The organism is Gilliamella sp. M0364 (assembly GCF_016100565.1).
Classification (GTDB): Bacteria; Pseudomonadota; Gammaproteobacteria; order Enterobacterales; family Orbaceae; genus Gilliamella; species Gilliamella apis.
Genome location: NZ_JACFSF010000003.1, coordinates 95787 through 109284, shown reverse-complemented (window position 1 = coordinate 109284; position 13498 = coordinate 95787). Strand labels below are relative to the sequence as shown.

The window sequence follows — 13498 nt, the reverse complement described above, 5'->3', positions numbered from 1 at the left end:
ACTTAAGAGAGGACATAATGCAGGGTTCTGTAACAGAGTTTTTAAAACCTCACCTAGTTGACGTTGTTCAATACAGCCCAACTCATGCGAAAGTGACTTTAGAGCCACTTGAGCGTGGTTTTGGTCATACTTTAGGTAATGCACTACGCCGCATTTTATTATCATCTATGCCGGGATATGCAGTGACCGAAGTTGAAATTGACGGTGTTCTGCATGAGTATAGTACTAAAGAAGGCGTTCAAGAAGATGTGCTTGATATTCTGCTTAATTTGAAAAAATTAGCGGTTCGTGTACATACTAAAGATGATGTTATGCTGACTTTAAATAAATCAGGCGTTGGTGCTGTAACTGCATCAGATATCACTCACGATGGTGATGTTGAAATTGTTAATCCTGATTTAGTAATTTGTCATCTTACTGATGCCAATGCTTCAATTAGTATGCGTATTCGTGTACAACGAGGACGTGGTTATGTCCCTGCTTCTGCTCGAGTTAAGTCAGAAGATGAAGAGCGACCAATTGGTCGTCTATTAGTTGATGCATGTTATAGTCCAGTTGAGCGTATTGCATATTCTGTCGATGCTGCTCGTGTGGAACAACGTACCGACTTAGATAAACTGGTTATCGATATGGAAACTAATGGTACTATCGATCCAGAAGAATCTATTCGTCGCGCATCTACTATTTTGGCTGAACAACTTGAAGCTTTTGTTGATTTACGTGATGTACGTCAACCAGAAGTCAAAGAAGATAAACCGGAATTTGATCCAATTCTTTTACGTCCAGTAGATGACTTGGAATTAACTGTTCGGTCTGCTAATTGCTTAAAAGCAGAAGCAGTTCATTATATTGGTGATTTAGTGCAACGTACTGAAGTCGAGTTACTTAAAACCCCTAATCTTGGTAAAAAATCTCTTACTGAAATTAAGGATGTGCTCGCATCTCGTGGTTTATCTTTAGGCATGCGTCTTGAGAATTGGCCACCAGCAAGTATTGTTGAAGACTAAGATAAAATTTATATAAGAAGGATAAAGTTATGCGCCATCGTAAAAGTGGTCGTCAACTGAACCGAAATAGCAGCCATCGTCAAGCGATGTTTCGTAATATGACAAGTTCATTAGTTGAACATGAAATTATCAAAACAACATTGCCTAAAGCAAAAGAGTTGCGTCGTGTCGTTGAGCCGTTAATTACGTTAGCTAAAAGCGATAGCGTAGCTAATCGCCGTCTGGCTTTCGCTCGTATCCGTGATAAAGATACAGTAAAAAAATTATTTTCAGATTTAGGTCCACGTTTTGCTACCCGTCCAGGTGGTTATGTTCGCATTTTAAAATGTGGTTTCCGTGATGGAGATAATGCTCCAATGGCTTATATTGAATTAGTTGATCGCCCTGCGGTAGAAGCAGAAGCAGCAGCTGAATAAAAATAATTAAAGCTTAAACTAAAACCGGCTATTTAGCCGGTTTTTTATTATCTAGATATTACCTAATTGAGTATTTTTATTACTACAATTTTACGATTTGCTTTGCAATAATTATGAATTTAGAGTCGGTATTTACAACTTTGGCTGGCGTAATTGTTTATTTGGGCGATGGACAAAATGGGTCAGTTGTTTCTTGATTTTAATTTCTCTGCTTTCTTATCGAGGGTATAATTTTATTGGTAAAAAGTAGATTTTAGAGCTCCTCGAATTATTAAACTCGTAGTTAATAGTGAGGAGGCGGTGTTTCTTCTGATAAATTAGCAATATTTGAGGTTTGTGTAGCCTGTAACTTTTGTGACAATAACATTAATTGTTCTTTAAGTTTGCTGATATCTGCTTGAAGATTAACAACCATTTGATTGAGTTCTTCAATGGTCATTTCTTGGAATGCGACTTTAGTTTCTAATAATTCCAGTTGTTGGTTCATAGTTTATTCATTAATTGGTTTAGTAATTTTATATTGTAAGTAAAAGTAATTATAAAATCCATCCTCGTTCGGCAAAAGAAACATACTCTCCCTTACCAATCACAAGGTGATCAACAATGCGGACATCTATTAATTCACAAACTTGTTCAATTTTCTTTGTTAATATCCGGTCAGCTTGACTTGGTTCAGCCAATCCTGATGGATGATTATGAGCTAAAATTAATGCTGCTGCATTGTGTTGTAATGCCCGTCTAGCTACTTCTCTCGGATGAACCTCTACACAATTATAGGTTCCAACAAACATCTCTTCAGAAGTAATGACATGATGTTGATTGTCTAAAAATATCACCATAAAAATTTCACGATCTTTATCCATTAAGCGACTAGCTAGGTAATGATGGGTCAAGCTTGGCGATGTTAAGTAATTTTCATGGCTTATTTTAACTTTTAAATAACGATTAGAAAGTTCAACAACCGCTTTTAATTGAGTATATTTTGCAGTTCCAAGACCTTGCTTTTTACAAAACTCATCGTGGCTAGCATTTATTAAATGATAAAATGAGCCAAATTCATTTAATAATTTTTGCGATAAATCTAGGACTGGTAAATTACGTATACCTGTGCGTAAGAAAAGGGCGAGTAATTCCGCATCAGATAGTGTTTCGACACCAAATAGTAATAATTTTTCTCGAGGCATTAAGGTGGTTTTTTGTTCTGACATAATTGGATTCTTGTTATTCACACAAAATGTGATTATTAGCTATGTTGTGAAAAATAATAAGTAGAGATATATAACGTTGTGAACAAGTTCGCAGTAATGAAATTATTTTTACAGCAAATAAAAAAGCGCTTGTTAGCGCTTTTTAACTGGTTATTTATTCGAAAATTAATGACAGCCACATCCGCCGTGACCACCGCCACAACAACCGCTTTCTTCTTCATCTTCATCATGGTCATGTCCGCCACAACCGCAGCCACCATGCCCGTGGTCGTGACCATGCGCACCATGAATATGTCCATGCGATATTTCATCTGGTGTCGCTTCACGAATTGCTAATACTTCGACATTGAAATTTAGATCTTGGCCTGCTAGCATATGATTGCCATCGATAGTTACACTATCGCCATCAATTGCAGTAATTTCAACAGGTAAAGAGCCTTGATCAGTGTCAGCAAAAAAACGCATACCGACTTCAAGTTCGTCAACACCAACAAAAACGTCACGTGGCACATTTTGTACTAGTGCATCATTAAAATCACCATAAGGATTAACTAGTTCAACGTCAAATTTATCACCAACTTGATGGCCTTCTAAGGAATTTTCAAGATCTTGTAATAAGTTTCCTGCACCGTGTAGATATTCGAGTGGTGCTACTGTTGTTGCTTCATCAACTAAAACACCATCTTTAGTACGAACTTGATATGCTAAACTTACCACTGTGTTTTTTGCTATTTTCATGTTTTCTCCAACAAACTGTTACTGAGCAAATAGTGTTAGATTTTAACGGAAAAAAATCCATCTGTATGCTATTTTTTCGTATTTTAACAAGTTTTGCTAATGTTTTATTTTTTGAAGTACTTTTGTTTCAAGAGACCAATTTTAATTAGTAAATAATAGTTGGATAGCTTGTTGAAATCAATTAAGCTGATAGCGTGAATTTTATACAGTACTTTATTGTAGCTAATATTAAATTATTGCTAATGACTAAAAATAGTGAGGAAAGGAGGATTTTATGTTGAAAGTTAATGATTATTTTGAAGGGAAAGTGAAATCTATCGGCTTTGAAAATGGTTCTACCGGTAAAGTCTCTGTTGGCGTGATGTTGCCAGGTGAATATATTTTTAATACTGATAATCCAGAGGAAATGACCGTCATAACCGGTTCACTTAAAGTGTTATTGCCTACGGCAAATGATTGGCAAATATTTGAAGCTGGACAAGTTTTTCATATTGCTAAAGAAAGCAAATTCGATGTTCAGGTTTCAGAACCAACCGCTTATTTGTGTCGTTACCTCGCAAAATAAAGATGCACCAATGTGTTACAAATAATATTATTAAATTAACCATTGGATTCGACAGCACGATTTATATTCTATTGAAAAATTTGATCATATGTTATTTGGGTAATGATAATTTATTAGATTTTTAAGGTTCTATAAAATAGACTTAATGATTATTAAATCATCATAATTGTATTTTAATTGTCAAAAAGTGATAGATAATTTTTAGAATTAAGATACTGAGCTTTTGATTTAGATTAGCTGATATAGCAAGAATTTACCGATAAAATGGATTAGTAAAAATTCTATGTTTTGAATTAGACAGCAATATTAATTTACTCTATACAAAAGTTTGATTATCTAGAGGTTAAGATAAAAAATATCACGGTGATGAATTAAAAAATAAGGTGTCAGTTATTTATTCTGACACCTTATTTCATTTAAGTTTATATTATTTAAGTTCTAATTCATTCATAGCAGCGATGCTAAACCCACCATCAACATGAATAACTTCACCGGTAATACCTGAAGATAGGTTCGAACATAAGAATGCTGCTGAATTACCCACATCTTCGATGGTTACTGTTCGGCGAATAGGAGTGACTGATTCACAGTGTGATAACATCTTTTTGAAATCTTTGATACCTGATGCCGCTAAAGTACGAATAGGACCTGCTGAAATCGCATTTACACGTATACCTTCAGGTCCCATAGCATTAGCCATGTAACGTACGTTTGCTTCTAGAGATGCTTTAGCAAGACCCATCACATTATAGTTAGGAATTGCACGCTCAGCACCTAGGTAAGAAAGGGTAACTAATGCTGAATCAGGATTAAGCATTGAACGACACGCTTTAGCCATCGCGACAAAGCTATAAGAGCTGATATCGTGGGCAATTGCAAAACCTTCACGCGTTACTGCATTAACATAGTCACCATCTAGTTGATCTCCTGGCGCAAAAGCAATAGCGTGTACAAAACCATCAAATTTATCCCATGTTTTGGCTAACTCAGTAAATAACGATGTGATACTGTCATCATGTGCCACATCGCAAGGTAAAACGATTTTAGAATTAAAATCAGCAGCAAACTCTTCAACGCGGCCTTTTAATTTTTCGCTTTGATAAGTAAAAGCTAATTCAGCACCTTCTCGGTGCATCGCTTTTGCAATACCGTATGCAATTGAACGATTACTTGCCACGCCGGTAACCAGTATGCGTTTACCCGTTAAAAATCCCATAAATTATTCCTCTAATATTTTTTACTATATAGTCTAGAATGTTGATGATTATATGTTGATATAGTTAACTTCGCTACTATAAATTCATTTTTACCTATTTAATTAGCATTTTATTTTTAAAAAAGAGGTTGTTTATTTGGTTAATAGTTGACTATAATACTCAACTATTAAATGGCTTCGTTTGGTAAATAGTGATGAAAAATTTAGTTTGCTATAAAACGCTACCAGTCTGGGATGTAACAACTCTACCGAAAATGTTTTGTGAAAAGCATAATACCCAAGTAGGAACATGGGCCAAATTAAATATTATTAAAGGTCGTGTGAATTTTGATATGTTAACTGAGCAAGGCGAGATTATTTCGCAACATGTTTTTGATGTTGAGCATCAACCGCCTTTTATTCAGCCTCAACAATGGCATCGAATAGCTAATGTATCCGATGATTTACAGTGCCAACTGGCTTTTTATTGCCAACCTGAAGATTATACACATAAAAAATATCAAATGACGCAAACCCATTCTGACGTATCAGAAATCTGTCAAATGATTCAAGCCGGAAAAGCGTTAGATTTAGGTTGTGGTTCAGGTCGTAATTCACTCTATTTGCAGCTACTTGGTTTTGATGTTGATGCCGTTGATAAGTCAGAGATGAGCATTAATAATTTACAGCAAATTATTGCCAACGATCATTTAGCGCATATCAATGCATCTATTTATGATATAAACCAAGCTAATTTAACAGGTAATTATGATTTAATTATTTCAACCGTTGTGATGATGTTTTTACAACCTAATAGAATTCCCGATATTATTCACAATATGCAAACGATAACTAAATCAGGCGGTTATAATTTAATTGTTTGTGCTATGTCAACGGATGATTTTCCTTGCACAGTTGGCTTTTCGTTTACGTTTAAAGAGAATGAACTACGTAATTATTATCAGGATTGGAAGATTATAAAATATAATGAGGATGTTGGCGAATTGCATAAAACGGATATCCATGGCAACCGAATAAAACTTCGTTTTGCGACGCTATTCGCCAAGAAACCATAATATTACAGGATGCTTCCTGTAATATATTTTTTTACTATTGGTTATTACCCAGTATTTTACCAACTTCAAACCACGCTTTTCGAGAGTTTAATAAATCTTGGGCTGACATTGGTTTCTTACCTGCTGGTTGTAATACTGTCATATTTAACGCCCCATCGCTAGTGGCAATACAGATGCCTTTTTTATCAGCCTGCAAAATGGTGCCGATGGGTTGATTATGTTCAACAGTAATAACTTGAGCTTGCCAAACTTTTACGGGTTCACCATTTACTTCAAAGTAACTAACTGGCCACGGGTTAAATGCCCGTACACATCGTTCCAATTGTTTCGCTGATAAATTCCAATCTAATTTAGCCTCTTGCTTAGATAATTTTTCGGCATAAGTGGCTTGTGATTGTTGTTGCTTTTCAGGTTTAACTTTTCCTTGGTTAATTAGTGTTAGCGTATCAAGTAATGCTTGAGGACCTAATTTAGCCAATTTTTCATATAATGTTGCACTAGTATCATTCGCTTCAATTGGGCATGCTAATTTATACAGCATATCCCCAGTATCAAGGCCAGCATCCATTTGCATAATGGTGATGCCGGTTTCGCTATCACCAGCCCAACAGGCGCGCTGAATTGGTGCTGCACCTCGCCATCGAGGTAATAAAGAACCGTGAACATTTAAGCATCCTAGTTTTGGCATATCAAGCACAGCTTGAGGTAAAATCAATCCATAAGCAACCACAATCATAATATCAGCATTAAGATTGGCAATGATTTGCTGATTTTCTTCTGTTTTGAGTGTGGCCGGTTGATAAATGGGAAGATTATTTTCGATTGCTAATTGTTTTACTGGGCTTGCCGTTAATTTATTTCCTCGACCAGCAGGTCTATCTGGTTGACTGAAGACGGCGATGACATTATGGTTTGAGTTAATTAAAGCTTTTAAATGTGTGGCAGCAAAATCAGGTGTACCTGCAAAAATAATATTTAAGGGTTTGGTTGTTTGTGGCATATGCAATATATCCATAATCAAAATATTATAGATATTATACTTTAAATTAAATTAAGAATCTTTAATACACAAAAGTGAATCCTTAATTGATATCACTTTTGTATTTTATAAAGCTGATAGGCTATAGTGGTAAATTACGTTGAATCATACCTTCTTTATAAGCTTCAAAGGTACAATTTTGTAATTTAATATATGATTTAAAAAATACTCCACAAATCAAAATAGCCATAATCTTATTATCTTTTGATTTTTTAAATTTGTTATAATTACGAATAAGAGCCTTATCGCTCATCTTTCCAGATTGGATTTTTTTTGACATACGCTTATATGACCATTTACCTAACAAACTCATATAGGCAGACATTAAAAAATAGATAAATATTATAAATAAAATTGCAATTATAAGGCGTAATAACATAGTCATTTTTTGTGTATCCTTTATACTTTATCTTATATCCCTATTGATATTTTTAGTTTTTGAAGCGAAATGATTATAACATTATTTACAACTATGAAAATATTATATATTCAAAATGGAAAAAAGATTGGTACTAATGCTATATCAACAGCCATCACTAGAAAAGTTAATGGTACGCCAATCTTAACAAAATCACTAAAGCTATATCCTCCTGGAGCCACTACCATTGTTTTAATTGGTGATGAAACAGGTGTAATAAAAGAAGCCGATGTTGCAATCGCGACTGTCATAGCAAATGGATACGGTGAATAGCCAAATTTTATGGCTAAATCAATCGCAATTGGTGCAATCAAAATTGCAGTTGCGGTATTAGAAATAAATAATCCCACTGTTGAGCACAATAAAAAGATAAAGGTTAACACCATATAAGGACCAAACGATCGTAAATGAATTTCAAGCCATTCCGAGATTAATGAAATTCCCCCAGTTTTATTTAAAGCTACTGCAAAAGGCATCATACCAATAATGAGAATTAATGTTGGCCAATGAATCGATTTATAGGCATTAGCCATATCAATACAACGTGTTGCTCCCATTAATAGACAGGCGATGAGCGCGGCAACAACATTTGGCACAATTCCGGTAACCATTAAAATAATCATCAAGGCTAGATTAAATAGTGCTATATAAGCTTGCGAGCTAGCAGGGGCTACATCATCAATATCTGATGGATAATCTAACACCACAAAATCACTGGTACGAGTTTGAAGTTTTTGGATTGAGCCCCAATCACCACAAACTAATAACGTATCACTCATTTCTAAGCGTTCTTGGAATAAGTTATTAGTCTCAACAGGAGCATGATTTCGCCAAATACCAATCACGGTTAAAAAATATTTACTTCTAAAATCTATCTCATTAAGCGTTTTACCACATAATGATGATTCTGGGAGTAATGCTACCTCGGCCATGCCAACTTCTTTTACTTGTTCGGAAAAATATTCACCACGTAAAATTTTGGGTTCAAGATTATTGGTCGTTAAAAATGTACGGTAATCTGCTTCGGAATGGGACATATCCAATAAAAGAATATCGTTTTCTCTAAATTCGGTGGTTCCATTAACCGGAATGAGGACTTTTTGAAACTTTCGCCAACGTTCGATACCAATAACATTTACTCCGTGTTCACTGCGTAAATGTAAACCGTCAATAGTTCGACCAACAAAAGGGGATCCTGCAAGAATTTGCGCTCGATGCGCTCGACCAATTAATTTATAATCTCTAATCAGGTCGGTAATTTTACGTCTTTGTGGTTGACTATTGGTTGGTGTAATTTGGTCGGCTGTCAGTAACCAATTGCGAGTTAGTACGCAATAAATAACACCAACGATTAATACTCCGAGACCTATTGGTGTAATAGAGAAGAAACTAAACTCGGTTAAATTTGCTCGACTCAGTTCACTATTCACTACTAGGTTTGGTGCAGTAGCAACTAGGGTCATCATGCCACTAATTAGCGCAGCAATACATAGTGGCATCATTAGTTTTTTTACATGTATACCGGTATGATTGGCAATGCTAATCGCTACTGGAATAAATATTGCTACAACACCTGTTGAGCTCATGATCGATCCTAATAATGCTATACCTAACATAATAAATGTTATAATTCGTATATCATTTTGACCCGCTGCTTTTAATATATATTCACTCATTTTGTAAGAGATACCGGTTCTTACTAGGCTTTCTCCAATGACAAATAGCAATGCGATTAAGATAATGTTTGGATCGCTAAATCCTGAAAGTGCTTCAGCAGGGGTTAATACCCCGGTAACAGTGATTGCGGTTATAATGAGAAGTGCAATAATATCCATTCTTAATTTACTGAATGAAAACAGTAGAATAGCAATAAAAAGCAATAAACAAACAGTAATAAGAGGATAATATTCGATTATATAACTAGGCAAAAAAGCCGACATTGATGATACAAAACTATGCCCAGATGACAAATGTTCCACAAAAAGTAGCTCTATAGTGTTGAGTAGATTTTCGACATAATACCTTGATTTATAGTAATAGGGAATATCTTCAAATAAAGATTATTCCATGCCGTCATTTGTCTTTATGACATTTTTAACATTTTCTGCTGTTTTATTTTCCGACTATTCGCATTCATAAAACTTAGGTGTAAGTTAGTTAACTTGAATTGTTTAATTCTAAACCATATTGAGGAGACCGTATGTCATCAAAAAAATCAGTTGCTCAGATTATTGTTGATGTTTTAGCTCAAGCCGGTGTGAAACATTGTTATGGTATTGTTGGTGATACATTAAATCAGATTACTTCCGCTATTAAAAAAAGTGATATTGAGTGGGTACATGTTCGTCATGAAGAAGTTGGCGCTTTTGCTGCTGGCGCTGAATCCTATTTGACCGATCAAATAACAGCATGTGCTGGTTCTTGTGGACCGGGAAGTTTACATTTTATTAATGGTATTTATGAAGCACAACGTAATAAAGTACCGCTTATTTTATTGGCTAGTCAGTTGGTTACTTCTCAACAAGGAACGGATTTTCCGCAAGAAGTTGACTTTGAAGCAGTTTATAAAAACTGTTCTGTATTTTGTCAGCAAATTACTGATCCAACTCAAGCAAGGCGAATTACCACTGCAGCAGTTCAAGCTGCGATTAATCAGCGTGGGGTTGCTGTTTTAGTTATTCCTTACAATATTAGTTTAACTAAAGTTGAGGATAACAGTGAATACAATATCTATCACCCGAATCCTATTATTCGTCCATCTGATGATGAGTTGGCTAAAATTTCTAAAATTTTAAATGAAAATAGTAAAGTGACAATCTTTGCTGGGCATGGGGTATCAGACGCTCATGATGAATTAGTTGATTTGGCTCATAAATTAAAATCACCAATAGTCCACACATCAAGAGCTAAAGATTTTGTTGAATATGATAATCCCTATAATGTCGGTATGACGGGGATGTTTGGTATGGAGTCTGGCGCCACGGCTATTAAAGATTGTGATGTGCTTTTAATGTTGGGTGTTGATTTTGCCTGGTCTCAGTTTTATCCAGATAATGCAATAATTATTCAGGTCGATATCGATGCTACTCATCTTGGTCACCGCCATAGTGTAGAGGTTGGTGTAGTTGGGGCAAGCAAAGCAACTTTAGCGGCATTATTACCACTAGTTGACGAAAAAACAGATACGACATTTTTGGATAAATGTTGTGAATTACACATTAAAGCAATCGATAAATTAAATAAAAAAGCGATACCATCAAAAACAGTTATTCACCCGCAATATTTAACCGAATTGATTGATAAATATGCTAATGATGATGCGGTACTTTGTGCTGATGTTGGTTCGGCGATGGTTTGGGCATGTCGCCATTTCTCAACCAATGGTGAAAGACGTACCGTTATTAGTTTAAAACACGGCACTATGGCCAATGCGATGCCACAAGCATTGGGTGTGCAAAAAGCCTTTCCTCATCGTCAAGTTATTACCTTATCCGGGGATGGTGGTATTAGTATGCTGTTAGGTGATTTATTGACTACAATTCAGGAGAATCTACCCATCAAAGTTATCGTACTAAATAATAGTTCACTTAATTTTGTTGAATTAGAACAAAAATCGGAAGGGCTTGTCGAACACTATACTGATTTAAAAAATCCTGATTTTGCTAAAGTTGCCGATGCAATGGGTTTGTATTCAATTAGAGTTGATAATTCTGATTTGCTTGAAGCGGCCGTGCAATCATTCTTGGCTCATCCTGGTCCAGCTTTATTAGATGTTAAAACAAGTGAGTATGAACTAGTTATGCCGCCGGAAATACATAGTTCACAAGTGATGGGAATGGCGCTTTATAGTGTAAAAGCATCATTGCATGGCAAAATGAAAGATGTGGTTAATTTGTTGGTGGATAATTTTGTTAAAAAATAAATCACAAAGTTAACAATTGAGTATTATCTTAAAAAATTTTGAGGAAAGGGGTTTTTTAGCCTAATTTTAACGATATCTGCCGCATATGGCGGCAGATAAATTGAATTAAAAGCTAACGGCGCCTTCTTCTGCTGAAGTAAGATTCTCTCGAATAACCGAATAAAGTTCTCGGCCAAAGCCTCGATGTGAATCGGTTAAATCGATTGGTTCTGCTTGTCGCATTGCTAGTTCCGCTTCGTCGACCAATAATGTGATTTCGCCAGTTTGACCGTTGACACGAATCATGTCGCCTTGTTGTACTTTGCTTAACAATCCTCCAGCATAAGCTTCAGGTGTGACATGAATTGCAGCTGGTACTTTACCTGAGGCGCCAGATAAGCGACCATCAGTTAATAAGGCAACTTTATAACCGCGATCTTGTAACACGCCCAATGGTGTTATTAATTTATGTAGTTCCGGCATCCCGATAGCTTTTGGCCCTTGATAGCGTACAACTACAACACAATCTTTATTGAGGTTGCCTGCTTTATATTCTGCATCTAAATCATATTGACTATTAAAAACTACGGCAGGAGCTTCAATAATTTGATGCTCTGCAGTAACAGCAGATGTTTTCATTATGGCTCGACCTAAATTGCCTGACATAACCTTTAGCCCACCATGGGAATTGAAAGGCTTTTTGATTGATGCAATCACATTTTCGTCTAAAGATTTAGTAGGGCCTTCACGGAAAATTAGTTTGCCATTTTCTAAAATTGGTTCTTTGGTATAACGGCTTAGTCCACGTCCCACAACGGTTTCAACATCTTCATGTAATAAGCCGCCAGCTAATAATTCTCTTACAAGTAATGACGTTCCACCAGCCGCTTGGAAATAATTGATATCAGCAGGTCCATTTGGATATATTCGACTAAGTAGAGGTACAACAGTTGATAAATCAGAAATATCATCCCAATTAATAATAATACCAGCAGCTTTAGCCATAGCAACAATGTGCATGGTTAGGTTGGTTGACCCACCTGTTGCTAATAGAGCAACTAAGCCATTAACAATGACTTTTTCATCAACCATTTTACCGACAGGCATATAATTACCTGATTGGTTCGTTAAGCGCGTAATCTGTTTTGCTGCTGCATTTGTTAATTCGTAACGTAATGCTGTTTCTGGATGTACAAAGGCTGCACCAGGTAAATGTAAACCCATTAATTCGATGACCATTTGGTTACTATTCGCTGTACCATAGAAAGTACAGGTTCCGCTAGAATGGTATGATGCAGATTCAGATTCTAATAGATCTTCACGTGATGCTTTTCCTTCCGAATAAAGTTGGCGAATACGAACTTTTTCTTTATTCGATAGGCCTGATGGCATTGGTCCTGAAGGGACAAAAATAGCCGGTAAATGCCCAAAAGATAGAGCTCCAATAAATAACCCGGGTAAGATTTTATCGCAAACGCCAAGATAAAGAGCTCCATCAAACATATTATGCGACAAGCCAACAGCAACTGACATTGCAATGACATCTCGGCTCATGAGTGAAATTTCCATCCCTGGTTCACCTTGGGTTACTCCATCACACATGGCGGGTACGCCACCGGCCATTTGACCAACAGCACCTATTTCATGTAATACTTTGCGAATTTGTTCGGGGTAAGATTCATAAGGTTTATGTGCAGATAACATGTCATTATAAGAACTGATAATGCCGATATTGCTTTTTAGTATATTTTTAAGATCATTTTTATCATCTAAACAGCAAGCGGCAAAGCCGTGTGCTAAGTTGCTACAAGGTAAACTTGCTCGAGTGACTTTTTTTAACATAGCGTGTTCTATTTTTTGTAAATAAGCCTCACGTGATGCTTTAGAACGATTAATAATACGCTGCGTTACAGCTAAAATAGTGGAATTCACATT

13 protein-coding genes are annotated in these 13498 nt (G+C 35.9%); 5 read left to right on the top strand and 8 right to left on the bottom strand.

The window, feature by feature from the left end:
* Positions 1-17 precede the first annotated feature (17 nt).
* Positions 18-1007: a DNA-directed RNA polymerase subunit alpha gene (gene rpoA / locus H3U96_RS05850; RefSeq protein ID WP_034902352.1), complete on the top strand. Its 990-nt coding sequence runs from the start codon at positions 18-20 to the stop codon at positions 1005-1007.
* 29 nt (positions 1008-1036) lie between these two features.
* Positions 1037-1423: a 50S ribosomal protein L17 gene (gene rplQ, locus H3U96_RS05845; RefSeq protein WP_034884211.1), complete on the top strand. Its 387-nt coding sequence runs from the start codon at positions 1037-1039 to the stop codon at positions 1421-1423.
* Between the two features lie 283 nt (positions 1424-1706).
* On the opposite strand, the gene H3U96_RS05840 is transcribed toward rplQ, so the two are convergent.
* The 3 genes from H3U96_RS05840 to slyD form a co-directional block, all read right to left on the bottom strand.
* Positions 1707-1910 (bottom strand): SlyX family protein, encoded by a 204-nt coding sequence (locus tag H3U96_RS05840; protein ID WP_034902349.1) that lies wholly within the window; start codon positions 1908-1910, stop codon positions 1707-1709.
* A 49-nt stretch (positions 1911-1959) separates the two neighbouring features.
* Complete coding sequence (gene radC, locus H3U96_RS05835) at positions 1960-2631, bottom strand: DNA repair protein RadC (protein ID WP_086321191.1); 672 nt, start codon at positions 2629-2631, stop codon at positions 1960-1962.
* A gap of 165 nt (positions 2632-2796) precedes the next feature.
* A complete protein-coding gene (gene slyD / locus H3U96_RS05830; RefSeq protein WP_034902343.1) occupies positions 2797-3369 on the bottom strand; it encodes a peptidylprolyl isomerase in 573 nt (190 codons plus the stop codon).
* Positions 3370-3643: 274 nt separating this feature from the next.
* On the opposite strand from slyD, the gene ppnP reads away from it, so the two are divergent.
* On the top strand, positions 3644-3934 hold the full coding sequence (ppnP, locus tag H3U96_RS05825; protein WP_034902339.1) for a pyrimidine/purine nucleoside phosphorylase: 291 nt from the start codon (positions 3644-3646) through the stop codon (positions 3932-3934).
* Between the two features lie 427 nt (positions 3935-4361).
* Here ppnP and fabI read toward each other — a convergent pair whose 3' ends face one another.
* Positions 4362-5150: an enoyl-ACP reductase FabI gene (fabI, locus tag H3U96_RS05820; protein ID WP_034902336.1), complete on the bottom strand. Its 789-nt coding sequence runs from the start codon at positions 5148-5150 to the stop codon at positions 4362-4364.
* A gap of 194 nt (positions 5151-5344) precedes the next feature.
* Here fabI and tehB point away from each other — a divergent pair, with 194 nt between their 5' ends.
* A complete protein-coding gene (tehB, locus tag H3U96_RS05815; protein ID WP_198195917.1) occupies positions 5345-6205 on the top strand; it encodes an SAM-dependent methyltransferase TehB in 861 nt (286 codons plus the stop codon).
* A gap of 34 nt (positions 6206-6239) precedes the next feature.
* On the opposite strand, the gene fmt is transcribed toward tehB, so the two are convergent.
* The 3 genes from fmt to H3U96_RS05800 all read right to left on the bottom strand — a co-directional run bounded on the left by fmt (position 6240) and on the right by H3U96_RS05800 (position 9602).
* Positions 6240-7205 carry a methionyl-tRNA formyltransferase gene (gene fmt / locus H3U96_RS05810; RefSeq protein WP_065577878.1) on the bottom strand — a complete coding sequence of 322 codons (966 nt, stop codon included), beginning with the start codon at positions 7203-7205 and terminating at the stop codon, positions 6240-6242.
* A 121-nt stretch (positions 7206-7326) separates the two neighbouring features.
* Positions 7327-7629: a hypothetical protein gene (locus tag H3U96_RS05805; RefSeq protein WP_034902327.1), complete on the bottom strand. Its 303-nt coding sequence runs from the start codon at positions 7627-7629 to the stop codon at positions 7327-7329.
* A gap of 104 nt (positions 7630-7733) precedes the next feature.
* Positions 7734-9602: an SLC13 family permease gene (locus H3U96_RS05800; RefSeq protein ID WP_065651339.1), complete on the bottom strand. Its 1869-nt coding sequence runs from the start codon at positions 9600-9602 to the stop codon at positions 7734-7736.
* 260 nt (positions 9603-9862) lie between these two features.
* On the opposite strand from H3U96_RS05800, the gene H3U96_RS05795 reads away from it, so the two are divergent.
* Positions 9863-11584 (top strand): thiamine pyrophosphate-dependent enzyme, encoded by a 1722-nt coding sequence (locus tag H3U96_RS05795; protein WP_198195915.1) that lies wholly within the window; start codon positions 9863-9865, stop codon positions 11582-11584.
* Positions 11585-11689: 105 nt separating this feature from the next.
* On the opposite strand, the gene edd is transcribed toward H3U96_RS05795, so the two are convergent.
* Positions 11690-13495, bottom strand: coding sequence for a phosphogluconate dehydratase (gene edd, locus H3U96_RS05790; RefSeq protein WP_086321196.1), 1806 nt, complete (start codon positions 13493-13495; stop codon positions 11690-11692).
* Between the last annotated feature and the right edge of the window lie 3 nt (positions 13496-13498).

What these genes read in the sequence shown, in the direction of transcription:
- rpoA (WP_034902352.1), top strand. Translation starts at nt 18, where the DNA reads ATGCAGGGTTCTGTAACAGAGTTTTTAAAACCTCACCTAGTTGACGTT.
- rplQ (WP_034884211.1), top strand. Translation starts at nt 1,037, where the DNA reads ATGCGCCATCGTAAAAGTGGTCGTCAACTGAACCGAAATAGCAGCCAT.
- H3U96_RS05840 (WP_034902349.1), bottom strand. Translation starts at nt 1,910, where the DNA reads ATGAACCAACAACTGGAATTATTAGAAACTAAAGTCGCATTCCAAGAA.
- radC (WP_086321191.1), bottom strand. Translation starts at nt 2,631, where the DNA reads ATGTCAGAACAAAAAACCACCTTAATGCCTCGAGAAAAATTATTACTA.
- slyD (WP_034902343.1), bottom strand. Translation starts at nt 3,369, where the DNA reads ATGAAAATAGCAAAAAACACAGTGGTAAGTTTAGCATATCAAGTTCGT.
- ppnP (WP_034902339.1), top strand. Translation starts at nt 3,644, where the DNA reads ATGTTGAAAGTTAATGATTATTTTGAAGGGAAAGTGAAATCTATCGGC.
- fabI (WP_034902336.1), bottom strand. Translation starts at nt 5,150, where the DNA reads ATGGGATTTTTAACGGGTAAACGCATACTGGTTACCGGCGTGGCAAGT.
- tehB (WP_198195917.1), top strand. Translation starts at nt 5,345, where the DNA reads ATGAAAAATTTAGTTTGCTATAAAACGCTACCAGTCTGGGATGTAACA.
- fmt (WP_065577878.1), bottom strand. Translation starts at nt 7,205, where the DNA reads ATGCCACAAACAACCAAACCCTTAAATATTATTTTTGCAGGTACACCT.
- H3U96_RS05805 (WP_034902327.1), bottom strand. Translation starts at nt 7,629, where the DNA reads ATGACTATGTTATTACGCCTTATAATTGCAATTTTATTTATAATATTT.
- H3U96_RS05800 (WP_065651339.1), bottom strand. Translation starts at nt 9,602, where the DNA reads ATGTCGGCTTTTTTGCCTAGTTATATAATCGAATATTATCCTCTTATT.
- H3U96_RS05795 (WP_198195915.1), top strand. Translation starts at nt 9,863, where the DNA reads ATGTCATCAAAAAAATCAGTTGCTCAGATTATTGTTGATGTTTTAGCT.